This is a genomic window from Paenibacillus sp. TAB_01, assembly GCF_043945595.1.
Classification (GTDB): Bacteria; Bacillota; Bacilli; order Paenibacillales; family NBRC-103111; genus Paenibacillus_S.
In genome coordinates this window covers 23,017-46,178 of sequence record NZ_JBIFNP010000002.1, presented here as the reverse complement: position 1 = coordinate 46,178, position 23,162 = coordinate 23,017, and the positions used below count along the sequence as shown (strand labels likewise).

Sequence of the window (23,162 nt, the reverse complement as noted above, 5' to 3'; positions counted from 1 at the left end):
GGCTGACCGTCACCTCCCAATAAAAGTATGCGGGTCTAAATCGTCACCAAGCAAGGTTTGTTTCCCAGGCAGTATGAAAGCGAAAGCGGACAGCTTGATCTCAGCAGAAAAAGTGAATAAAAATACAATTCAACTGCATAAATAACTGCGGCTTTAGCTTGTCGATGATAGCGATAAGCGGTGAAATGAGGCTCTACAAAAAAAAACAATGAGCCCACCTCGACAAAATGAGCGCATATCATTACGGCTTTCTTGCCAAAAACCTTATAAATTAGCCGATTTTATTTAAAAATAAAGTATCTATAGAATAGCATGAAATTGCTTTCGACACAATAGAACAATCCGGGTAAACAATGGATGTAAGCGTTATCTATTTTGCATAATTGGTGAATAAAGGGAAAGTGTGTTAAAAACATGGTATTTTGATAAAGACGAACGAATTATTACCAAGTGGATATAATAGTTCGCTTTTTAAATCATTTTTACAGGGGGATTTTCATTTGGACGAGGGACTGCCGCCCTGATTAATATGACGGTATTATTTCCATTGGCAGACCTTCTTGTCCGACGGAAACGGAGATTATGCATACTTAAAGACCGCAACGCATATATAGAAGGCCATTGAAAAAAATGGCGGAGCGTACGGAGCGTTCCTCGGAAAGCGCAAGCGTTTGTCCTTGCTCCGGATTTGAGCCGCTTAAAGCGGGCCAAATCAAAGGAAATGCAGGGACAACGGCATGCGGAAGAATGATCTGTACTCGTGCCGATGATTTTCAGTGGCCTCCGACCTATGCAGCGGTCTTTTAAGGGCATGTTTTTATAGAAGCGATGGGAGTAAGACGTCAAAAGATACTTAACGAGCGGCCGCCATACTTGCAAAGGCACGCTGCGCGGCGCCGATCGTTACTTCGATATCTTCTTCAGTATGCGCGGTAGTCAGGAACCACGCCTCGTACTTGGACGGAGCGAGGCAGATACCCTGCTCCAGCATCAGGCGGAAGAAGCGGGCGAATTGTTCTCCATCCGTATCCTGCGCCTGGTCGTAATCCGTCACGGCATGGCCGCAGAAATGCGTGGACAGCGAGCCGCGGATGCGGTTGATCGTCAGGGCGATGCCATGCTCGCGCGCGCTTTGGGCCAAGCCGGCTTCGAGCCTGGCGGCAAGGGCGTCGAGCCGGTCGTAGACGCCCGGCTCCCGCAGTGCCTGCAGGCAGGCGATGCCTGCGGAGATGGAGGCAGGGTTGCCCGCCATGGTGCCCGCCTGATAGGCGGGACCGAGGGGCGCTACCTGCTCCATGATTTCCTTGCGGCCCCCGTAGGCCCCGATCGGCAGCCCGCCGCCGATAATTTTGCCTAAGGCCGTCAGGTCCGGCTCGATGGCCGCGAGGCTTGGCGCCTCCAGGCCGTCGAACGTTTGCGCCGCGCCGTAATGGAAGCGGAACGCGGTGATCACCTCGTCATAGATGACGAGGGAGCCGTTGGCGCGGGCAAGAGAGCACAGCGCCTCGAGGAAGCCCGGCTTCGGCATGACCATGCCGAAGTTGCCGACGATGGGCTCGACCATTACTGCGGCGACCTCGTCTCCCCAGCGGGCGAGGGCGGCTTCCAGCGCTTCGGCGTTGTTGAACGGCACCGTGATCACTTCGTTCGCAATGCTTACAGGAATCCCCGCGCTGTCGGGGATGCCGAGCGTGGAAGGCTCGGAGCCGGCTGCGACCAGCACCAGATCGGAGTGGCCATGATAGCAGCCGGCAAACTTGATGATTTTGTTGCGCCCCGTATACGCACGAGCCACGCGGATGGTCGTCATGACGGCTTCGGTTCCCGAGTTGACGAAGCGCACCTTGTCCAGGGAGGGGATGGCTTCCTTGATCATCCGCGCGAATTCGATTTCCAGTTCGGTCGGCGTGCCGTACAAGGTGCCGTTTTCCGCCGCGCGGACGATCGCCGATGTTACATGCGGATGCGCGTGCCCCAATATGATCGGGCCATAGGCGGCCAAATAATCGATATAACGGTTATCGTCCGCATCCCAGAAATAAGCGCCCTGTCCGCGCTTCATAAAGACCGGAGCGCCGCCTCCTACGGCTTTGAACGATCGGGAAGGACTGTTGACGCCTCCGACGATATGCTGCAGCGCTTCTTCATATAGCGCAGCCGAGCGAGGGCGGGCGAGGGGCTGTATGTCAGATTTAAGATTGGTCATAGGTCAGAAAGACTCCTTCTTTATTTCAAATATGTATCGGGCGAAATTTCAAATATGTATCGGGCGAACAAAAAACAGGCCTGTTTTTTGTTTTCCGTTCAAAGGTTAAACATCCTATTCTTATCCGCTTAGTGCATTAGCAGGCCTTTCACGACAATGACGGCGTCTCCCTCAATCAGGACGCGGTCTTCGACCATCTGCAGCTTGACGACGCCGGAGCGCGCGGAGAGCTGGATGGCGGTCATGCCGCTTTTGCCGAGCTTTTGTCTCCAATAGGGCGCAAGCGCACAGTAGGCCGAGCCGGTGACGGGTCCTCGTCCACACCGATCGGAGAGAAGAAACAGCGGGCTGCAATGTCATAGTCCGGATTGTCCGAACGGCTGGTGACCAGAATCCCTCTGGACGGGATGTCCTTCAGTATCCGGAAGTCGGGCTTCAGCTCGCGCACCTCGCGCTCCGTCGCTACCTCCACAACATAGTCCAGCCGGTTGCGGGAGACGGCAACCGGCTCCACGCCCAGCGCTTGAGCCAGCAATGCCGGGGCTTCGCTCGGTTCGGGAGGCTCAACGGGAAAGTTCAGCTCAATGCCGTCATTCAGACGCCGGGCGGTCAGCACGCCGCTGTTGGTATGAAAGCGAAGCTTGTCTACACCGTAAGCCGAGCCCGTTTCCCACAGGACATGGGCGCTTGCCAGTGTCGCATGGCCGCAGAGATCCACTTCCGATTCTTTCGTAAACCAGCGGAGCCGGTAGCTGCCGCGCTGTTCGGTGGCGCATAGAAAGGCGGTTTCGGAAAGATTCATTTCAGCTGCAATGTTCTGCATCCATGCTTCATCCTCGGGAAACGACTGCAGGATGCATACGGCTGCGGGATTACCGGAGAACGGATGGGACGTAAAGGCATCGACAGTATAAATAGGAATCATATCGAACATCTCCTTTAATGGGTTAACGGCCAAGCCAGCCGAAAGCAGCTGCTTCTTTCATTATAGGCAATTTCCAGCGGCAATGAAACCGAGCGGCGCACGGGAGTCGGCCGACCGCCGCGCAGCACCGCAATGTGAGTCTGGCTTCCCTCGTTGAACGATTGGCGTCCTTCCGGCCGCCGGTGACGGCAGCTTCATACGATCCGCCGATAGGAAATAACCCCACAGGGTGGGGCGAGCTTGCTGCTTGTTGAGTCCGTGACGGATGGAATGGGAGCCTATCAGGCGCTGTACGTTGTATGCTTCTGTATAAAGAAAGAACAGGCAACGTGCGTGCCCGTTCTAACTTAATAATCTTATCTTCGAATCCCGCTGCTGCCGGAGGTGGCTGCAGGGGCGCTGGTTGTTTTCACGTCTTCCTTACCTGTCGGCAAAGAATCCTTCTGCGTTGAAGATGGGTTCGTCCCGTCGAATAATTGCTTCAAATAGGCTTGCAGCTTATCTTTGTTGACGCTGATGACCTCGGCGCCGCCGACCCGCTTCTCGATTAACAGCTCGGACGGAGGGATCTGCTGGCTGACCATGCCTTCGGTCTTCGCTTCATAACCCAGCGAGCCAAGCTTCAGCATGTCGGTCGTGGATAGATTCGTCTCAATATAAGGATCGACGCTGTTTAAAATTTTGGGCAGCCGGATCAGGGAAGAGGTGCTCTGCATCTTTTGAGCTACCGCAGTCATAAATTTGCGCTGCCGTTCCGTGCGGGCGAAATCGCTCAGCGCATCGTGGCGGAACCGGACATATTGCAAAGCCGTCTTGCCGTCCAGATGCTGAGGCCCTTTTTTCAGGTTGATGTCGTACTCATGGCCGTCCTCGGCGTCGGTATATTTCATGTCTTTCTCCACATCGATATCGATGCCGCCGATGGCGTCGACCAGTGCGATAAACCCTTTAAAATCGGTATAAACATAGTATTGAATAGGAATGCCAAGCAGTTCGCTGACCGTTTTCATAGCCAGATTAGGCCCGCCCGTAGCTAAAGCCGCATTGATGCGGTCTTCGCCCTGGCCGGGGATTTTTACGTAAGTATCCCGCAGGATCGAGAACAAATAAGCTTTTTTCGTGATCGGATCGATTGAAGCCACCATCAAAGTATCCGAGCGGGGAACTTCATTCTTCTTCAGGCCGCGGGAATCTCCGCCGAGCAGAAGTACGTTGACCCGCTGCTTGCCCTCCCATTTGGGAGGCACATACGTCTCGGCAGGCTTGCTGGTACTGTTGGAGGTCAGAGTACCGAACATTTTGCCGCCGCCCTCAGGCTTGGTCTGGATATTATTGGCGAAGGTTAAAAAGGCATATGTATAATATCCGACTCCCACCAAGAGCAGGAGCAGCAGCGTGAGCAGGGTCCATTTGATTTTTCTAACCATCGGGTCACATCCTCTCTTTGGTCGTCAGTTACTTTTCCTTTAGAAAAGGTTCGTGTATCATAACGAGTATAGGGTTTGGAAAAGTTGCAGGGACATACCCGGATAATAGAGGTAAGTTTTCCTATTATATGGCGGTTTTTCCATCCCCTTTCCTGAAAAGGGCGATTCAGGGAGGGGCAGCCGACCTATGTATTATTATAGTTTGTTTCCAAAGTTTATAGCAAGTTCCGTCAGATTGCGACACGTTTCTCAGGGGGCTCCGAGGAGGAGGGTCCCTTTTTTGTCGAATCGGATATTTTCGGGTAAACTATAACTTCTTACCCGTTTTTACAACTAGGATTGCCTCGAATCCACAAATCTAAAATTATAGAAAGCACTCAGGAGGAAACCATGCAAGCGATAGAAGTGAACAACCTGCGTAAGGAGTTCAAGGTACAAAAAAGCCGCAGCGGCCTCAAAGGGGCTGTCCGCGATTTGTTCAACCGGGAGTACAGCCACGTGAGGGCTGTAAAGGATATCAGCTTTCAAATCCCCAAAGGCGAGATTTGCGGCTATATCGGTGAGAATGGAGCAGGCAAATCGACGACGATTAAAATGCTTACCGGGATTCTCGTTCCCACATCCGGCGACATCCGGGTCAACGGCTTTATCCCGTTTCAGGAACGCGAGAAGTTCGTTAAGGGCATCGGCGTCGTCTTCGGGCAGCGCAGCCAGCTGTGGTGGGATATCGGCGTCATCGAATCGTTCCAGCTGCTGAAGAAGGTGTACCGCGTCTCGGAAGCCGATTTCAAGCAGCGTCTGGATGAGCTGGTGGAACGGCTGCAGCTCGGAGAGCTGCTGAACCGCCCTGTCCGCAAATTGAGTCTCGGCCAGCGGATGCGATGTGAACTGGCGGCGTCCCTGCTGCACAATCCGCAGATTCTGTTTCTGGACGAGCCGACGATCGGGCTCGATATTGTCGTGAAAACGGAAATCCGTGAGTTTCTAAAGCAAATGAACCAGCGCTACGAAACGACGATTCTGCTGACGACGCATGACCTGCAGGATATTGAAGCCTTGTGCTCCCGCGTCATTATGCTGGATGACGGCCGCATTATTTATGACGGCGGTCTGGAGGAGCTGAAGGCGAAATGGGGTAAAGGCAAGGAGGTTATTCTGCAATTTGCCGAAGGGGTGACCCTGCAGCGGCTTCAGCAGCTGACCGCCGGGCTGGAGGTCGCCTGGACCGTCGACAATGAACGGACCGCTCGGGTATGGATTCCGCAGCAGCGGGCTAACGTCTCCGAGGTGCTGAGCCGTGTCGTCGGCGTCATGAGCATCGAGGATATTAAAATCGTCGAGACAAATACGGACGATATCGTGCGTGAAATATATAAGTCAGGGTCCGCCGAGGCGAAAGCGATGCACGCCGCCTTTAACGACAAGGAAGCGGAGCAGAAAGAGGAAGTGACCGTACATGCTTAGCGCTTACCTTGACATGATCCGCATCCGTTTCTTGATGATGCTGGCCTACCGGGTCAATTATTACAGCGGTATTATCATTTATGCGCTCAATATCGGTGCCTATTATTTCTTGTGGAAAGCGATCTACGGAACGAACGAGGTACTGGGCGGCATGACCGTCGGCCAAATGACCACCTATGTCGCTGTATCCTGGATGGCCCGGGCCTTTTATTTCAACAACCTGGACCGGGAAATTGCCAATGAAATCAAAGACGGCAGCGTCGCGGTTCAATTTATCCGGCCTTACAATTATGTAATCGTCAAAATGATGCAGGGCTTCGGTGAAGGTATTTTTCGCCTGCTGCTGTTTTCCACGCCCGGCATGGTCATCGTCTGTTTCCTGTTTCCCGTCAAGCTCCCGACGGATCCGGGGGTATGGGCCTTGTTCCTGCTCATGCTGTTCTTCAGCTTCTTGATTAATTCGCAGATCAATATTATTACCGGGCTGTTCGCTTTCTTCCTTGAAAACAATGAAGGGATGATGCGGATGAAGCGGGTTGCGGTAGACCTGTTCTCCGGGCTTGTCGTGCCGATGTCTTTCTTCCCCGGCTGGGCGGAAGGGCTGCTGAAGCTGCTTCCGTTTCAGGCGATCACCTATTTGCCCGGAGCGGTTTTTACCGGTAAGGTGGCGGGAACGGCCGCATACCAAGTGCTGGGCGTTCAGCTGCTGTGGTTTGTCATCCTGATTATACCGTTGTTCGTGTTGTGGCGGAGCGCCAGAACCCGGCTGTTCGTGCAGGGAGGTTGAGGCGGATGTTTTATTTAAGTCTGGTAGCGGATTATTTGAAAAATTACATGAAAACCCGGCTCGCTTACCGTTCGGACTTCTGGATTGAGGTACTGTCCGACCTGCTGTTCAACGGGCTGAACTTGTTCTTTATCTTAGTTGTGTTCCAGCATACGCAGCAGATCGGCGAATGGAACGAACAGCAAATCTTGTTCATTTACGGCTATTTTATGGTCCCTTACGGCATATTTATTACTTTTTTCAATCTGTGGAACTTCAGTGAACGGTATATCGTCAAAGGCGAGCTGGACCGTATTTTAACCCGACCTGCGTATAATCTGATTCAGCTGATGCTGGAAAATATAGATCCGTCCTCGCTGTTCAGCGCACTGACCGGTTTTCTGATTATGATCTATTCCTGGACGCAGCTTGGCATAGGCTTGACCTGGTATGATCCGTTCGTGTTCTTGCTGCTGGTCGCAGGTTCGATTATGATTTACGGCGGTATTTATATTTTCTTCACTTCACTTGCTTTCTTCTCGGATTCGCCGACAGGCATCCTGCCCTTGCTGTGGAATTTACAAAACTACGGACGCTATCCGATGACAATCTACAACAAGTTGCTCGGACTCCTGCTGACCTGGGCGCTGCCTTTCGGATTCGTCGGGTTTTATCCCGCGGCGTATTTCCTGGATCGGGAGCATTGGGGACAGTTTGCGCTGCTCACCCCGCTGGTCGGTCTTGTCTTCCTGACGGTGGCTCTGTTTATATGGAATTTCGGTATCAAGCGGTACCGCGGAGCAGGCTCCTAACCGCACAAAAAGGCCGTGATCACAAAGGATCACGGCCTTTTTGCATTCAATGAATCCATCAGCGCCACCAGCTAAGCCGGTTACTTATTGGTGCCGTGCTGCTTGTTAGGCAGCTTGAAGCCGGGGGTTCCTTTTCCCTGGTGCTGCCTGTTCTTTTCATCCTTCTCCTGCTTGTCATGCAGCTTCTCCACGAATTGATGCAAGTCTTCCATGCGGGGCACCTCCTTCATGCTGGATTCAAAGTTACTTTAACCATTCGGTGTGTCTGCCATACCCGGTTAAAAGGGGGTGAATACAAAGATCCGGTTTGCCGCATACTATTTGAAATTATTGCTATTTTTGCAAGGGGATCGAATGATTTGACCTATCCGTTTCCTCCCAGAAGACAAATGGCGCATCAGAGCACGGACGGCCTTACTTATTTGCGCTGGCAAAATCCATGGATAGTGGTAGGGTGGTCCTGCTCCTTTCCGGGTTTTGGCCATTTCTTGCTGCACAATTATATTCAGGGCTTTTTGCTATCCTTATGGGAAGTCATTATCAACCGGCTAACACATATAAATGAGGCGATTGTATATTCGTTCAGCGGCAGATTTGAGCTCGCCAAGGAGGTGCTCGACCAGCGCTGGCTGTACGCTTATATGTTCGTCTACATGTTTGCGATATGGGATAGCTATCTTCGGGCCATCGAAGCCAATAAAAATTACCATTTGGCCGTATTGGAAAACAGCCCGATCACCCCTTACGTGATCCGCCCGCTGACCATTTCTTCCATCAGTCTAAAACGGCCGTGGGCTTCCCTGCTGTGCTCCTGCATGCTCCCCGGCTTAGGGCAGCTGTACAATAACCGAATGTCGCTGGGCTTCTACGGCTTGTTCTGGTGGATGGCGTATATGACCTTGTCCCACTCGCATCTTGCCGTATTGGCAATGTTCCAAGGGCGGACCCAAGAGGGCTTGCTGATGCTCAAACCGGCATGGCTGCTGTTTATGCCATCCGTGGTCGGAGGGGCTACGTATGACGCCTTTATGACGTCGAGAGACATCAATCGTTTGTTTCGTATGGAGCAGCGGCAGTTTTTCAAGGAGCGCTATCCCCCGTTTCCGCTGGAGTTATTCCCGAAGGCAGGGGGGAAGTGAAGCATGCTGATCATCAGTACTTTTGAGCATTCATTGGAAGTGGAGGAGGCTTTGGCCGTACTGGAGCAAAAGGGAGTCGCGCGCAGCGCGATCATGCTTATTCCGATGGACAGTGCATCAGAGCCCGTACGGAGAAGATTTAGCCAAGCCCTCCGGTAAAACAACGCTGGCCTTCGAGGTAGGGATGGCGTCTGGTACGGCTATGTCGGTGGTTGGTATCAGCTGCGGCTTTCGGCTGGCGGAGGGCCCGATTATTTGGGGCATTGTTTCGGCAGTAGCGGGATTTTTCATCGGCGGCGGAATTACGCAGTGGATTGTACAGAAGTCGCTGCTCCCGGTCGTGCGGAAGACGAAAACCGTTCCGGAGCTGACGCTTATTGTCCGATGTCCCGAAGAACGATATCCGGAGCTCCGGCAGGTGTTATGGCAGTACCGGGCTTTGTCGGTCGGACATGCAGACGAATCGAATGCGTGAACAGAATGGCTTGCGGCAGAGCATCGGCTTCTTTTGGCCGGGTGGAATTTTAATCCAATTTTAATGTGAACTTTAGCTGGCACTCATCTGGGTGTCATTTTTTTTCATAATTCGGACCTACACTAGGTTTTGCAAGGGTGATCACTTCTGCATCGTAAAATAAGCTACGGATAAGGTGGAGAGAAGCTATGAAATCAATGAAGCGCAGTATGTGGGCCGGGACGGTAGCAGTGGCGTTGTTATTAGGAGGCTTCGGCGGATTGGCGACCCAGCAGGCTTATGCAGACGATGATGATGACGATAGCAGTGTCGTCAGCGCGCCGGCGCCGGCGGATACGTCGATTCCGTTAAACAAACGCTTCAAGCTGGATTGGAGCGAGGTGGAGGGCAATGCGTCCAACGCGCTGAGTATGGATTGGATCGACTTGAACGATGCGCTGGCGAGCGGAAAATCCATTGCAGACATTGCGTTATCCAAAGGCGTGAATGTAGAAGGATTAACGGACCAGCTGGCGCAGCTTGAATCGTCTCAAGTAGCGGATGCTCTGCAAAGCAATAAGATTACTCAGGATGAAGCGGACAAGCTGAACAAACAGATTCAGAGCAAGGTGCAGAAGATCGTCGAGAAGGAAGGGTATCAAGATAAGGCTAAAACCCCCGGTGAAAAAACGAAAAAGCTGCAGCTAGGCTACAAGGTTAAAGCGGCTGACATCGCTGAACTGCTCGGAATAAGCAAGAACGAAGTGAAACAAGGGCTGGCTGATGGAAAAACGTTGGCCGATCTGGCCGCCGTCAAAGGCATCACGGAGGATCAGCTGGTCGATAAGCTGTCGAATCAAGTCAAGCCTTCGCTGGAAGCCTTAATCCATACATCGGAAAAATAACGTCCAGTACGCCGGAATATGCCTCACGCATGGAGGTCTCGCCGAATGACTAGCGGCAAGTATGGGACCGTTCTCTAAAGAAGCGCAAGCTGTGGAGGAGCGGTCCGCACTCGCCTATGGTTTTTCAGCGGACTCGCGCATAGCGGGGGCTTTTGGCGTTCAATGGGCTTGGAGGAGCATAGATGAGCAAAGCAGGGCAACAGATAAGTCTCAAGAGAAATGAAGGACTGCTGCAGAAGGAAGCCGCGCCGGTACGGGGGTTAGAGATCTCTTCTTCGGCAAAAGCTCGGCTTACTTATTCAGCTCTGGAAGCCGTGGGGCACTTAAGAAAAGCGGCGCAGCCTGATTATTGGCCCACGGAAGGGTGGAGAACCGCAGCGCCCGAAGCGCATGGAATCGACTCGGCCGGTCTGGCAAAAGCGGTGAAGGAGGTAAAGGATCAAAACCTGCACAGCTTCGTCCTTGTCCGCAACGGGTACATCGTGGCCGAGGGCTACAGTAAGGAATGGGATGAGGACAGGCTTCATCCGATGTATTCCGTGACCAAAAGCTTCACCGCCGCAGCTTGCGGCATGGCGATCGGGGAAGAACTGCTGACCGGAGTAGGGCACAAGCTGGGAGAGTTTTATCCTGAAATACAGCATGAGCAGAGCAAGGCGGAGATTACGGTAGAGCAGCTGCTTTCAATGAGCTCCGGTCTCGAGTGGGATAACAGGGGAGAACGCTCGTCCGTCGAAATGGCCGACTCACCCGATTGGGTACAATATGTATTAGACCGGCGCATGAGGTTTCAGCCGGGTTCTGCATTTCAGTACAATAACGGCAATGCGCATTTGCTGTCCGGCTTGCTGCAGCGCGCCATCGGTATCCCGGTGAACCTGTATGTGCACACCAAGCTGTTCGTGCCGATGGGCATCCGCAACCCGGCATGGGGAGGAGATTTGCAGGGGGTCGCCATCGGCTCTTGGGCGTTACGGATTCGTTCGAGAGATATGGCCAAGTTCGGGCTGCTTTATTTGCAGGGCGGGCAGTGGGAGGGCGGCCAGCTGATTCCTTCTTCTTGGGTAGAAGCCAGCATTCAGCCCTGTACAAGCCCGAGTTATGCGGACGGGACGGAGGGCGGCTACGGCTACTTCTGGTGGCTTAAGCCTTTTCCCAGCAGTCAGAGCCCGTTCAAGGCCCATTCTGTGTTCTACGCCGCAGGCTCCGGCGGGCAGCGCATCTTCGTCGTTCCTGATTTGAATTTGGTGCTGGCTGTGACCGGCAGCAACCAAAAAAACGGTTACATGCCGGAGCAATTTCTGGAGAAGCTGCTGCGGGCCGTGAAGGCGGATGCCGCCCTGCCTGTCAATGAGAAGGCGGAGGCGCAGCTCCGGGCCTCGGTGGGCAGCTTGAAGAGAACAGTGGACAAGCCGGTGTGGGGTTCCCTATAATGTTACGTTAAGGAAGAACGATGGGCAGCTGCAGAGCAGGCATCGAGGTTCTTTCGGACAGCCTCACGAGGAGATGAAATGGATATGGCAGAAGAGACGCCTATTTTACAGCCGGGTCAAGGAGTGCCCGACTTTACCCTTCCCGGCCATCATGGGGAACAAGTGTCACTGAGTCAATTCCGCGGCAAAAAGGTAGTTATTTATTTCTATCCTGCCGATATGACGCCGAGCTGTACTCAGGAGGCATGCGATTTTCGCGATTTTACCTCGGCTTTCCGGGAAGTCCGTGCGGAAGTCATCGGGATCAGTCCTGACACTTTAAAAAAACACGGTAAATTTGTTGAGAAATATGAGCTTCCTTTCCTGCTGTTGTCGGATGAGGAGCATCGCGTATGCGAGTTATACGGGGTATGGCAGTTGAAGAAGATGTATGGCAAAGAGTACATGGGCGTTGTCCGCTCGACCTTTCTAATTGATGAGGAAGGCAAGCTGATCCGGTCATGGACCGAAGGTGAAAGTGAAAAATCATGCGGCCGAGGTGCTGGAAGCGGCTAGGCAGGCAGAGGAGAAGGCTTGAATCGTGGCGGACGCCGCCGCTGCTTGGATGCAGGCTGAATTCAAGGACTATATCTAAAAAAAGCCCGGCAGACGGACCGGGTGAAAGCTGGACCCTTCCGGAATAGGTCGGAAGGATGTCCTGCCCTAGCATCACACAAGAGCAAGCCAGGCCCCTTCCGGATATTCGGAAGGGGCTTTTTCCGTTTCGGCGGGCTTGCCGGAAACGGGCGATCTCCTTCAAAGATTTTGAGCATAGGAACGAACTTTCTCCCATATAGTCTATTAAGTCGCCTAATTTAGTAGAAGGCTTCATTAAAAGTAGATTATGCGGAGGGATCTTTTGATGCACAGCTGCCGTACCAAAACCACGTTGCTTCAACGCGCTTTTTTTCTGGTTATCGTTTCGCTTCTCTGCTCCATGCTGGTTATGCCTTTTTCTTGGAATCGCATTCATGCTTCGGCGGATGCGGCGGAAAGCGTTACGGATCCCGAGCAGCTGTACGCAGAGCTGAAGTCGGGACAGCGGCTGTGGAAGGATAAGGCTTATGCTGCGCCTGAGCAGCCTACGGTTTATTTGACCTTTGACGACGGGCCCAGCGCTCTGACCTCCAAGGTGTTGGATATATTGCGGGATGAAGAGGTGAAGGCGACATTTTTCGTTCTGGGCGAACAGGTAAAGGCCCATCCGGAGCTGCTGCGCCAGACGGTGAAGGAAGGCCATGCGATAGGCAATCATACATATGATCATGTATATAAGGAGCTTTATTCCGATGTCGAGACGTTCTGGAATCAGCTGGAGCAGACGGAGCAAATCATTAAAGAAGAAACCGGAATTCGTACGAAGCTGGTCAGGGCGCCGGGAGGGCACCTTCGGTAATTTCGACGCATTTTATTTCTATTATTTAGATCAGGCCGGTTACGAGGTGCACGACTGGAATATCGACAGCGGGGATTCCAAACGGGTTGGGGTGCCCGCCTCGGAAATTTTGCAGACAGTGGAGAAGGGGCCCTTCGGAAAGCAGGTTATTCTGCTGATGCACGACGGTACCGGACATGAGCAGACGGTCAAGGCGCTGCCGGATATTATTCATCTGTTTAAAGAAAAAGGCTACGCTTTTGCTTCCTTGACACCGGAGGTGCAGCCGAATCATTTCCGTGCCGGCAAGCCGAGCGTGCCGCGCAGCTTGTCCGAAACGAAGTTTGAACAGCTGCTGTCCGAAGCGCAGCGGCATGGCGAGATGTTGGCCGCCGAAGCAGGGCAGGGCGAAACCTCAGTCGCCCATCAGGACGGAGGCGATGAAGCGGACGGTAAGCATGCCGAAGCCGCAGGACACGGCCCCCAAGTAAACACAGAACCGCTGGAGCTGACGGTTAACGGCGTAACCTATGAGCTCGGGCCGGAGCAGTACCGCCTGAAGGCAGGACATTATCAGATCCCGCTGCGGCTATGGGCTCAAGCGGCAGGCGGGGAGGTCGAATGGGAGGAGGCCCGGCGGACGGCCGTACTGCACACCGGACAGTTCACAGTCAGCTACGATTTCTCCCGCAGCGAACAGCGCGTGAGCAGCAGCGTCGCGAATGCCGTATATCACTTGCCGGAAATGGAGCTGCGGGAGGGGACGGTCTGGGTACCGTTAAGGAAAGCCCTTGAGCAGCTTGGCGGGCAGATTACATCGTTCGGCGAGCAGGAGGGGCGCGGGCAGATCGACAGCTTGCTGCAGCGGGCTTGGAGGTTTCCGGGCTGGGGCTGGAACTGGAGCGATATGCCGACAGGGGTCTAAACCGGCTCTCAAATGGAAATACTAGAATCATAGAATGAAATCTATGAGGAGGTATTTTCATGATTCAGGTGCATTCATCGTTATTTGATCCCCCGCACGAGGTGCTGCAAAAAGTCATCTATCAAATGGAAAAAGTGATCATAGGCAAGCGCGATGTGATAGAAAAGCTGCTGATCGCCCTGCTGTGCCGGGGGCACGTGCTGCTGGAGGACGTGCCGGGCGTAGGCAAAACGATGCTTGTCCGGACATTGGCCAAAACGGTGGACTGCAGCTTCAAGCGCATTCAGTGCACACCGGATTTGCTGCCCTCGGATTTGACCGGAAGCAGCATATGGAACCAGCATGCGGGTCAATTCGAATTTCGTTCCGGTTCCTTGATGGCCAATCTGGTATTGGCCGATGAGCTGAACCGTGCGACGCCCCGAACGCAGGCCGCTCTGCTGGAAGCCATGGAGGAAAGGAGCATTACAGTCGACGGCACCTCTTATGCGCTGCCGGAGCCTTTCTTTATTCTCGCGACACAAAATCCGTTCGACTTCGAAGGAACCTTTCGTCTTCCGGAAGCGCAGCTGGATCGATTTTTTATGAAGCTGAGGCTCGGTTACCCGACGGCTGCGGAGGAGATGACTCTGCTCGGCCGGGAGGAGGAGCACCATCCGCTGCAACGGCTGCAGCCGATCCTGATGCAGGAGGAGCTGACCGTTCTACAGAGGGAAGCGGCGCGCGTTCATGTAGATGAGGCGGTCAAAAGCTATATCGTCCAGCTTGCAGGGGCGACGCGCAAGCATCCCGATGTGGCGCTCGGAGCGAGTCCTCGGGCATCGATTGCCCTGCTGCAGGCGGCGCAGGGGAGAGCTTTCCTCTCCGGAAGAAGCTACTGCATTCCGGACGATGTCAAGCAGCTGGCCAGCTCCGTGCTGGCTCACCGGCTTGTGCTGACGCCAGAAGCGGATATGGCGCAAAAGCACGGGATCGCGGTGCTGGAAGCCATTGTCGCAGGGCTCCCGGTACAGGCGGCGCGCAAGTACGCGTCCGCGCAGTAGGAGGCCAAGCCATGCGCAATGGATGGAATTTGAGCCTGCTGCTGGCCGGCTGGGGAGCGTCCTGGTATTGGGCTGTACATTTTGGCGGACGCTCCGCCTGGTTTTGCTTTTATGCTATCGGAACGGTGTTTCTGTATTTGGGTTTCATGCTTTGGGGAGTAACGCGCGCCGTCCGCTTGCGCTGGAGCTCAGAGCAGTCCCGCGGCTTTAGCGGAGGGCAGACGGTGCTGGAGGGCCGGCTGCTGTTCGGCCGCGGCTGGTTTCCGGCCGGCTGGCTGCTGCTGGAGCTGGTCTGGAAGCCGTCCGCCGGAGAGGAGCGGCTTATCGTTCGGGAAGTAATTCGTCCGCCCCTGTCCGGCACGGCCGGGTGGTCGCTCCGTCTTCCCGCGCTGCCCCGCGGCATGTACCGGCTGGAAGCCGTCCGCGTAACGTCCGGAGACGTCTTCGGGCTGCTGCGCTTCACGCGGCGCGCTGCAGCCGCGGATCACAGGCTGCTGGTGCTGCCGCAGCCGATGATCTTCCGCACGCGGCGTGCGGAAGGCGCGGGGGATGACCCTCCCGCGCCAGGGAATGCCGCCAGCGCCGCAGCGGCAGGCCGTGTCCCCGTTTCCGTACGGGACACGGCCCTATACGCCCGGGGATCCGCTGAACCGGATCCATTGGCGGGCTACGGCGCGCACCGGCGATTTGCGCGCCAAAGAAACGGAGCTGCCGGATACCGACCGGCTGCTCATATGCCTGGACGCGGCCAAGAGCCGCACGAACGAGGCATCGTTCGAAGCGGCGGTTGCGGCCGCGGCGGGAGTGGCGCAGCGCGCGCTGCAGCAGGGGCTGAGCGTCCGTCTGGCCGCAAACGACCGGCAGGGCCGGTCGCAGGAGGCGCGCGGACGCGAACGCTTCCCGCAGCTGCTGGAGCTGCTCGCGCAGCTGGCATGCGACGGCGAGCTCCCCGCAGCGGCCCATGTGCAGCGCGAGGCGCTGCGCATGGGGCCCGGCGCGGGCATCGCCGTCATTACGGCGCAGCCGGAGGAAGCGCTGCTGTGCCTGATGAGCCGGCTTGCGCCGCGCGCCGCGCACCTGGTTTGTGTCGCCGGCAGCGGCGAGATGGCCGTCGAAGCTGTGAGCGCCTGGCGGCGGCAGGCAGAGGCCGCCGGCCTTATCTTCACGGCGGTGAACGCGGCAGGCCGCCTCATCCCCGCTGCGGAAGGAGGGGATGGCCATGGCCAAGCCGACTCGTCCGCAGCCGGAGCTTGAACTCCCATCTCCGCTGTGGGTACGCCTGGCATGTACGCTGTTATTGTTCTGGCTGTTGAGCTGCTGGCTCATTCCGCTGAAGCAGCTGTCCGATAGAACCGAGATATACCGGATGACGCCGTTCCTGGTCGCATTCGGATTATTTTTAACGATTCACCTGCTGCCTGTGGGGCGGCTGACCCGATGGGGGGCGCAGCTGCTGGCGGTTATCCTGATCACGGCGGTGCTGCACAGCGGCCAGTGGCTTCCGCCTGCCGGGTGGTGGGCCGATTGGCTGCATACCTTGAACAGGGATATGCTTTATACGCTGCAGGGCCGGGTCGACGCATGGGATCCCGCCACCCGGACGCTGCTCTTTTTGGGCGGCTGGGCTTTCTTTATCGGGGTGCTGCAATCGTTTATTGCCGACCGGCAGCAGCTGTTCTGGTTCGTCGTTATGACGCTGCTGTATATCGTCATTTTGCAGCTCTTCTTCGAAGTCGATCTGTCGCCGGTGCTTATGCAGGCGGCCGGAGCGGGTCTGCTGCTGCAGGCGATGCTGCAGGCCGGGCGCTGGTCGCGCTGGAAGGAGGAAGCGGATGAATCGCTTCCTCTGCCGGCTTCGAGCGGTATGCCGGAGAGGCGGGGGCAGGAGGGAAAAGAAGGCTCGTCTTCCTTCATGCATCCATCCGTCTCCCGTTCCCGCGGCTTCAGCCAGGCTGCCGTCTCCACCCCCTTATCCCCGTTGGCGGGGAGTGTTGCTCTGACTGTGCTTTGTCTTGCGGGAGCTTGGCTTGGGGCGGGGCAGCATCCGGTTCAGGGTGAGCCGGTATTAACCTCGGGTTACTTGGCCGATTGGGGCAGCCGCTGGCCTTTTGATATGGCCGCGTCATCATCTTCCGCTGCAGGCAAAACCGGTTACAGCTCCGATGACAGCCGGCTCGGATCGCCGCTGGCCCAGGATGAAACCGTAGCGTTCGTAGCAAGGACGACCCGGCTGACTTATTGGCGGGGCGAAGCCAAAACATATTATTCCGGCAAAGGCTGAGCCCAGCCGGAGACGAGAATGGTTCAATATGAGGAGCAGCACGCGCCGGCTGAAGCGAATCAAGCTGCAGCGCAGGCCTATGCATCCTCCTCCGGTGGCGGTGCCGGTTCGGGTGCCTCTCCTTCTTCTGCTGCAGGAAGCGGCGGAGGTGAAGAGAGCAGAGAGGTCGGAGGGGGCCGGATTCCGGCTCATTCCAAGAGATTGTGTTGAAGCAGAAAGGCTTGAACCGCCAGCTGTTCCTTGGCGGCGAGCTGCTCAAGGCGGAGGAGCTGGTATCCGAGCAGGGGAAACCGGGCCCCTCCGATTGGATTTGGCGGAACACAACCACAGACCAATATTTGCTGCCGGCGATGGCCGACGCTGTCGCTTCGTATAGAGTACAGGTGCTGGCATGGAACGGAGGGGCGGTCAAGGAGAACATCACTCCGGAACCGGAGCGGCTGATGTCCGATCAGCGCCGGACGGCTTATCTCCAACTGCCGGACTCGCTCCCGTCCCGTGTCAGGGAGCTGGCTGCGCAGATCACACAATCGGCTGGCTCGTCCTATGAGAAAGCTAAAGCCGTCGAGCATTATTTAAGTACAAACTATACTTACAGTTTGGGCGGCAGCCGGCCTCCATCCGGAGGGCAGGATCTGGTCGATCAATTTTTGTTCGAGCAGAAATCCGGCTACTGTGACCACTTTTCGTCCGCGATGGTAGTTCTGCTTCGCTCGGCAGGCATCCCCGCGCGTTGGGTGAAAGGCTTTGCTCCAGGCGTCGTTCTCTCTTCAGAGAAGGGAAACGTGTGGAATGAACCGAGCGGGGAGTCTGCACAGGCCAATGGCGCGTCGGCTGCCCCGGCCGGTTTGAACTTCTCCGAAGGAGCCTCACCTGCGCTGGCTGCAGCAGCGAGCAGCAGCGATGCGACCGTATATACAGTGGAGGTTCGGAATAAAGACGCCCACTCCTGGGTGGAGGTCTATTTGCCCTCTGCCGGCTGGGTGCCCTTTGATCCTACGTCGGGCTATGCCCCCGGGGCTGCAGGCACGAATGACGGTACGGCCTCCGGCGCAGCGTCTCTTGCAGTTACGGCTGCCGCCGTTTCCGGCAGACCTGCTGCCGTCTCCGGGCAGTCAAGTCTGCTGGGCTCTCTGACGGATTGGAGCCAGCTTGTCCCCATGCTTCGGGAGCAAGCCTCCTCTTTGTACACACGGGCCGCCGGAGTTCCCGCCTTGTTCCACAGCAGCCTCCTGGGGATGAAGATGTGGCTGCTCTTATCCTTGGGGATAATGGCACTCTCTGGGGGCTGGATCATCCACTTGTGGACCGTTTACCGGAGGGAAGCTCGGGCGGTTTCGCGCGATACCGTCTTTGGGCTGGATAGACAGGGCTCGCTTGGAACGTTCCGGACGCTCGCTCTGCTTCGGACAGCAGACCACTTATGGGGCAAGGTGCAGAAGCGGTGGGGACGCGCCGATCCGACGCAGACGATGCGCGAATACGCGCTGACCCGTCCCTTCGCTAATGAAGCGCAGCGCGGCGCCGCACTGAGGGTCGTTCGGCTGCTGGAAACGGTCCGGTATCGCAGAGGCCCGTCGCCTGTTTCCCGCAAGCAGCTGCTCGAAGCGTGGGAGCTGTTGAAGAAAAGCCTGTAATCCTTGCGGATTACAGGCTTTTTGCAGGCTTCCCGGCTGCTTGCAGCTGCCGCGGGAGGGCATGCTTTTCGTTTATGTCGTCCCGTCTTCCAATTTCGACACAGGCATTGCCCTTTGCTTATCAGAAGATTATAATAATGTCTATTGATTTAGAGCAGAGCGCCTAAGCGGTTGTTGCTTATTGCTTACGATGAATGTTTTTCATTCGCGGACTCGGCCTCATGGTGTGACGGTGTGACCTACACGCCTATCAAGAAATGCTTACCAAGGAAACCTAAGGAGGAAATTATGGACAAGCCGAATGAAATTATTGTGGTACTGGACTTTGGCGGCCAGTACAACCAGCTGATTGCCCGCCGTATTCGCGATCTGGGCGTTTACAGCGAGCTGCTGCCTTACAACACGTCCGCGGAGAAGCTGAAGCAGATTCAGCCGAAAGGGATCGTATTCTCAGGGGGGCCGGCAAGCGTGTACGGAGAAGATTCCCCGCTCGTCGATCCTGCGATTTATGATCTGGGCGTTCCTATTCTGGGCATCTGCTACGGCATGCAGCTGATGGCTCATCAGCTTCAAGGCAAGGTAGAGCGAGCTTCGAAGCGTGAGTACGGCAAAGCCGAGGTTGATTTTGCAAACCACTGCAAGCTGGTGCACGGCTTGGATAAACAGCAAACGGTTTGGATGAGCCACAGCGATCTGGTTGTCGAGCCTCCTGCAGGGTTTGTGGTCGATGCCAGCACGGAGCATGCGCCGGTTGCCGCGATGAGCCATCCGGACAGAAGCTTGTATGCCGTTCAATTCCATCCGGAGGTACGCCACTCCGTTTACGGCAACGATATGATCCGCAATTTCCTTTACCAGGTATGCGGCTGTGCGGGCGAGTGGAGCATGGAAAGCTTTATCGAGGATACGATCCGCGATATCCGCAATCAGGTCGGCGACAAAAAAGTATTGTGCGCATTGAGCGGCGGCGTGGACTCCTCGGTCGTGGCTATGTTGATTCATAAAGCGATCGGCGATCAATTGACATGTATGTTTATCGACCATGGTTTGCTGCGCAAAGGGGAAGCGGAAGGCGTCATGGAAACCTTTGTCGGCAAGTTCGATATGAAGGTTGTTAAAATCGATGCCCGCGAGCGTTTCCTGGGCAAGCTGGCCGGTGTGGATGATCCTGAGCAAAAACGTAAAATTATCGGCAACGAATTTATCCGCGTGTTTGAAGAAGAGTCGGCGCAATTCGACGATTTCGCTTTCCTGGCGCAAGGCACGCTGTATACGGATATCGTAGAAAGCGGTACGGCTACGGCTCATACGATCAAATCGCATCACAATGTGGGCGGATTGCCGGAGGATATGAAATTTGAGCTCGTAGAGCCGCTGAAAGCTTTGTTCAAGGACGAAGTGCGTAAAGTCGGCGAAGAGTGCGGGCTGCCTGCGGAAATCGTATGGCGTCAGCCGTTCCCGGTCTGGGTCTTGCGATCCGCGTACTGGGCGAGGTCACGGAAGAGAAGCTGACGATCGTCCGCGAATCGGACGCTATCCTTCGCGAGGAAATTGCCAAAGCCGGTCTGGACCGGCGAAATTTGGCAGTATTTCACGGCTTTGCCGAACATGAAGAGCGTTGGCGTTATGGGCGACGCACGGACCTATTCCTACACCGTCGGTATCCGCGCGGTGACTTCCATCGACGGCATGACCGCCGACTGGGCGCGTATCCCGTGGGACGTGCTGGAGAAGATCTCGGTTCGTATCGTCAACGAAGTGGACAACGTTAACCGTATCGTCTACGACGTAACGTCGAAGCCGCCGGCAACGATCGAGTGGGAATAGACGGTAACAAATCAATAAAATGAAAAAATACTCTCTTTTATCTGCGTTATTTAGCAGGTGGAAGGGGGTATTTTTTATATCAAACAAAAGTAAGGAACCATCCAGACGACATTCGTTCTCATGCATATCTCCTTTCAAGTTGATAAAAACAAATGTCTATTCTGAGCGCTATATAATATGGTATCATCTTACTATTATTTAGGCTTGTGGATAGTTATTTAGAACTATATTTGCGGCGGAATAGAAAGAGACTGACTGATGATGAACTTACGGAGTATTCGAAAAATGACGGCTATCGGAATAATATCTGGGATGATTTTATTCGACCCCGTTCAGACTTTTGCTCAAGAGCCTATTAAAGTATTAATTAACGGTGAGTCATTAAATTTTGAGGTTTCACCAAGAATTGAAGAGGGGACAACGCTTGTTCCTTTCAGGGCCATTTTTGAGAAGCTTGGCTTGAAAGTAGATTACATCGATTTAGGGGCAACGGGCCAAATCATTAAAGGCTCCAAAGCTGGATTAACTATTTCGATGTTTATAGGGAGCAAAGATGTTCTGGTTAATGATCACAATATGACGCTTGAGAAGCCGCCGGTAATTATAGATGGAATTACAATGGTTCCTTTACGCTTCGTAGGTGAAGTAACAGGCAATACAGTGCAGAATTCAAAGTCGGGCATTTGGTTTCATTTATTTACCATCATTAATTAACGAACATATTACATATTATTCGACAAAATGTTCGGAAAATGATTGACAAGCTTCGTCAACAAATTTAGAATAAATGATGACTAATAAGGGAATAACAGTTTCGTATAATCTCGGGAATAGGCCTGAGAGTTTCTACGAGATCACCGTAAATGATCTGGCTACGAACAAACAAAACGGACAAGACGATGCGGGAAAGATCAGACTGCAGGAGCCGGCTGGATAAGCTGTCTTCTTCTGAGGCTGAAGGCTGGCTGCAAGCGTCGGGTCTTTCATTTGTTTGTGAACCCAGCGATGATCAGCGCTGGGTTTTTTCGTTGTTCCACAACCACTGGAGGGATTTGGGGAATGGATCGATTTTTTAAGCTGAAGGAGAACGGCTCCAACGTACGCACCGAGATCATGGCCGGCTTGACGACGTTCATGACGATGGCGTATATTCTCGCTGTAAATCCGAACGTTCTGAGCAGCTTCGGTACCGGCGCGACGGGGATGGACTGGACGGCTGTGTTTTTGGCGACGGCCATCGCTGCGGGGGTCATGACAATCGCAATGGGATTGTTCGTTAACTTTCCGGTTGCGCTAGCGCCGGGCATGGGCTTGAACGCTTATTTTGCAACGGTGATTTTATCCTCTCAAGGCAAGTTTACGTATCAGATGGGATTGGCGGCTGTATTCATTTCGGGTTTAATCTTCATCGTTCTGACGGTAACGAAGGTTCGGCAGCTTCTGCTGGTAGCTGTTCCAGACAGTTTGAAGCATGCGATCACCGTAGGGATCGGGCTGTTCATTACGATCGTCGGTTTGAAAAACAGCGGTTTGATGACTGTCGCGGTAGAAGCGGGGAACGATATTCCGGCTCATAAATTTACCGACGTGCTTTCTTTTGAAACGGTCATCCATATGGGCAGTCTGCATGATCCAGTGGTGCAGCTTACGATTATCGGAATTGTGCTCATTGCCGTTCTGATGGTGCTTCAAGTCCGCGGAGCTATTTTGTTCGGGATTTTGCTGACGACGATAATCGGTATTTTCATGGGACAAGTCAACCTGGCTTCCTTGACTGACGCCAAGACCACTTGGGTTCCGGATCTGAGCAAAATGGCTCTGGGCCAATTCGATTTCCAAGGTCTATGGAATGCGGGGATTATAACGGTTATTGCGACATTTACCTTCGTTGAGCTGTTCGATACGTTCGGAACGCTGGTTGGAACGGCGAACCGTGCGGGCTTTATGAAGAATAAAGAAGAAGGCAACAAAAGAGTAGGTAAAGCGATGATGGTCGATGCCGTTGCAGTCAGCGGCGGCGCGCTGGTGGGGACAAGTACCGTAACGGCGTTTATTGAAAGCGCGGCTGGCGTTGCGCAGGGCGGCCGTACTGGCTTGACGTCCGTGACGACAGGCGTGTGCTTCCTGCTCGCACTGTTCCTTGCTCCGATTGCAGCGTTGATCCCAGGCTCGGCTACGGCCGCGGCGCTGATCGTAGTCGGTGTGCTGATGATGCAGGCTGTGAAAGAAATCGATTTCCACGATATGACGGTCGCGATTCCTTCGTTCTTGACGATCGTACTGATGCCTTTCACCTACAATATTGCGAACGGCGTTTCCTTCGGTATCGTGGTTTATGTTATTCTGGCAGCTGTAGGCAACATGAGCGGTAAAAGCAATCACAAGGTGCACTGGCTGATGTGGATTCTGGCCGTGCTGATTATTCTCAGATACGTATTTATCGGAAGCGAAGGCTAACCAGAAGGGTAACACCCAAGCTTCCTTCAAAAAGACAGCCCCGGCGT

At 54.6% G+C, this 23,162-nt stretch carries 22 protein-coding genes, 2 pseudogenes and 1 riboswitch; of the genes and pseudogenes, 19 read left to right on the top strand and 5 right to left on the bottom strand.

What is annotated here, in order from left to right; translation table 11 throughout:
• Positions 1 to 853 precede the first annotated feature (853 nt).
• From ACHHV8_RS33255 to ACHHV8_RS33245, 3 genes and pseudogenes are all read right to left on the bottom strand, one after another.
• Entirely contained in the window at positions 854 to 2,206 is a 1,353-nt protein-coding gene (locus ACHHV8_RS33255) for a glutamate-1-semialdehyde 2,1-aminomutase (protein ID WP_395163761.1), read from the bottom strand.
• A 128-nt stretch (positions 2,207 to 2,334) separates the two neighbouring features.
• Positions 2,335 to 3,131 (bottom strand): annotated as a pseudogene (locus tag ACHHV8_RS33250) (PhzF family phenazine biosynthesis protein).
• Positions 3,132 to 3,487: 356 nt separating this feature from the next.
• Entirely contained in the window at positions 3,488 to 4,558 is a 1,071-nt protein-coding gene (locus tag ACHHV8_RS33245; RefSeq protein ID WP_395163760.1) for an LCP family protein, read from the bottom strand.
• Between the two features lie 390 nt (positions 4,559 to 4,948).
• Here ACHHV8_RS33245 and ACHHV8_RS33240 point away from each other — a divergent pair, with 390 nt between their 5' ends.
• The 3 genes from ACHHV8_RS33240 to ACHHV8_RS33230 are packed head-to-tail and all read left to right on the top strand — an operon-like array spanning position 4,949 to position 7,600.
• A complete protein-coding gene (locus ACHHV8_RS33240; protein WP_395163759.1) occupies positions 4,949 to 6,022 on the top strand; it encodes an ABC transporter ATP-binding protein in 1,074 nt (357 codons plus the stop codon).
• A complete protein-coding gene (locus ACHHV8_RS33235; protein WP_395163758.1) occupies positions 6,015 to 6,809 on the top strand; it encodes an ABC transporter permease in 795 nt (264 codons plus the stop codon). Before ACHHV8_RS33240 ends, ACHHV8_RS33235 begins: the two co-directional genes overlap by 8 nt.
• A 5-nt stretch (positions 6,810 to 6,814) precedes the next feature.
• Positions 6,815 to 7,600: an ABC transporter permease gene (locus ACHHV8_RS33230; RefSeq protein ID WP_395163757.1), complete on the top strand. Its 786-nt coding sequence runs from the start codon at positions 6,815 to 6,817 to the stop codon at positions 7,598 to 7,600.
• An 80-nt stretch (positions 7,601 to 7,680) separates the two neighbouring features.
• Here the strand turns inward: ACHHV8_RS33230 and ACHHV8_RS33225 are convergent, their stop codons facing one another.
• Positions 7,681 to 7,812: a DUF4023 domain-containing protein gene (locus tag ACHHV8_RS33225; RefSeq protein ID WP_395163756.1), complete on the bottom strand. Its 132-nt coding sequence runs from the start codon at positions 7,810 to 7,812 to the stop codon at positions 7,681 to 7,683.
• Between the two features lie 147 nt (positions 7,813 to 7,959).
• Here ACHHV8_RS33225 and ACHHV8_RS33220 point away from each other — a divergent pair, with 147 nt between their 5' ends.
• The 9 genes from ACHHV8_RS33220 (at position 7,960) to ACHHV8_RS33180 (ending at position 14,913) form a co-directional block, all read left to right on the top strand.
• Positions 7,960 to 8,739 (top strand): hypothetical protein, encoded by a 780-nt coding sequence (locus tag ACHHV8_RS33220; protein ID WP_395163755.1) that lies wholly within the window; start codon positions 7,960 to 7,962, stop codon positions 8,737 to 8,739.
• 3 nt (positions 8,740 to 8,742) lie between these two features.
• Positions 8,743 to 8,898: a hypothetical protein gene (locus ACHHV8_RS33215; RefSeq protein ID WP_395163754.1), complete on the top strand. Its 156-nt coding sequence runs from the start codon at positions 8,743 to 8,745 to the stop codon at positions 8,896 to 8,898.
• Positions 8,899 to 8,923: 25 nt separating this feature from the next.
• Positions 8,924 to 9,214, top strand: a complete 291-nt coding sequence (locus ACHHV8_RS33210; protein WP_395163753.1) for a hypothetical protein — start codon at positions 8,924 to 8,926, stop codon at positions 9,212 to 9,214.
• Between the two features lie 188 nt (positions 9,215 to 9,402).
• On the top strand, positions 9,403 to 10,098 hold the full coding sequence (locus ACHHV8_RS33205) for a hypothetical protein (protein ID WP_395163752.1): 696 nt from the start codon (positions 9,403 to 9,405) through the stop codon (positions 10,096 to 10,098).
• A 182-nt stretch (positions 10,099 to 10,280) separates the two neighbouring features.
• Positions 10,281 to 11,531, top strand: a complete 1,251-nt coding sequence (locus ACHHV8_RS33200; protein ID WP_395163751.1) for a serine hydrolase domain-containing protein — start codon at positions 10,281 to 10,283, stop codon at positions 11,529 to 11,531.
• Positions 11,532 to 11,615: 84 nt separating this feature from the next.
• The gene (bcp, locus tag ACHHV8_RS33195; RefSeq protein WP_395163750.1) at positions 11,616 to 12,086 is read left to right on the top strand and encodes a thioredoxin-dependent thiol peroxidase; all 471 of its coding nucleotides are present in this window, start codon (positions 11,616 to 11,618) and stop codon (positions 12,084 to 12,086) included.
• A gap of 346 nt (positions 12,087 to 12,432) precedes the next feature.
• Positions 12,433 to 12,966 (top strand): polysaccharide deacetylase family protein, encoded by a 534-nt coding sequence (locus ACHHV8_RS33190; RefSeq protein ID WP_395163749.1) that lies wholly within the window; start codon positions 12,433 to 12,435, stop codon positions 12,964 to 12,966.
• On the top strand, positions 12,860 to 13,870 hold the full coding sequence (locus tag ACHHV8_RS33185) for a stalk domain-containing protein (protein WP_395163748.1): 1,011 nt from the start codon (positions 12,860 to 12,862) through the stop codon (positions 13,868 to 13,870). Before ACHHV8_RS33190 ends, ACHHV8_RS33185 begins: the two co-directional genes overlap by 107 nt.
• Before the next feature lie 59 nt (positions 13,871 to 13,929).
• On the top strand, positions 13,930 to 14,913 hold the full coding sequence (locus ACHHV8_RS33180; RefSeq protein WP_395163747.1) for an AAA family ATPase: 984 nt from the start codon (positions 13,930 to 13,932) through the stop codon (positions 14,911 to 14,913).
• A 109-nt stretch (positions 14,914 to 15,022) separates the two neighbouring features.
• On the opposite strand, the gene ACHHV8_RS33175 is transcribed toward ACHHV8_RS33180, so the two are convergent.
• Entirely contained in the window at positions 15,023 to 15,376 is a 354-nt protein-coding gene (locus tag ACHHV8_RS33175) for a hypothetical protein (protein ID WP_395163746.1), read from the bottom strand.
• Positions 15,377 to 15,462: 86 nt separating this feature from the next.
• Between ACHHV8_RS33175 and ACHHV8_RS33170 the strand changes: the two genes are divergently transcribed.
• From ACHHV8_RS33170 to ACHHV8_RS33140, 7 genes and pseudogenes are all read left to right on the top strand, one after another.
• Positions 15,463 to 16,167, top strand: a complete 705-nt coding sequence (locus ACHHV8_RS33170; RefSeq protein WP_395163745.1) for a DUF58 domain-containing protein — start codon at positions 15,463 to 15,465, stop codon at positions 16,165 to 16,167.
• The gene (locus ACHHV8_RS33165; RefSeq protein ID WP_395163744.1) at positions 16,133 to 17,194 is read left to right on the top strand and encodes a hypothetical protein; all 1,062 of its coding nucleotides are present in this window, start codon (positions 16,133 to 16,135) and stop codon (positions 17,192 to 17,194) included. Before ACHHV8_RS33170 ends, ACHHV8_RS33165 begins: the two co-directional genes overlap by 35 nt.
• A gap of 18 nt (positions 17,195 to 17,212) precedes the next feature.
• Positions 17,213 to 17,404 carry a hypothetical protein gene (locus tag ACHHV8_RS33160; protein ID WP_395163743.1) on the top strand — a complete coding sequence of 64 codons (192 nt, stop codon included), beginning with the start codon at positions 17,213 to 17,215 and terminating at the stop codon, positions 17,402 to 17,404.
• Positions 17,401 to 18,831, top strand: a complete 1,431-nt coding sequence (locus ACHHV8_RS33155) for a transglutaminase-like domain-containing protein (protein ID WP_395163742.1) — start codon at positions 17,401 to 17,403, stop codon at positions 18,829 to 18,831. The genes ACHHV8_RS33160 and ACHHV8_RS33155 overlap by 4 nt, the downstream gene beginning before the upstream one ends.
• Before the next feature lie 288 nt (positions 18,832 to 19,119).
• Positions 19,120 to 20,658: pseudogene (guaA, locus tag ACHHV8_RS33150) on the top strand (glutamine-hydrolyzing GMP synthase).
• A 285-nt stretch (positions 20,659 to 20,943) separates the two neighbouring features.
• The gene (locus ACHHV8_RS33145; RefSeq protein WP_395163741.1) at positions 20,944 to 21,372 is read left to right on the top strand and encodes a copper amine oxidase N-terminal domain-containing protein; all 429 of its coding nucleotides are present in this window, start codon (positions 20,944 to 20,946) and stop codon (positions 21,370 to 21,372) included.
• Positions 21,373 to 21,452: 80 nt separating this feature from the next.
• Positions 21,453 to 21,553, top strand: a riboswitch (purine riboswitch).
• 164 nt (positions 21,554 to 21,717) lie between these two features.
• Positions 21,718 to 23,115, top strand: a complete 1,398-nt coding sequence (locus ACHHV8_RS33140; RefSeq protein WP_395163740.1) for an NCS2 family permease — start codon at positions 21,718 to 21,720, stop codon at positions 23,113 to 23,115.
• Positions 23,116 to 23,162 lie beyond the last annotated feature (47 nt).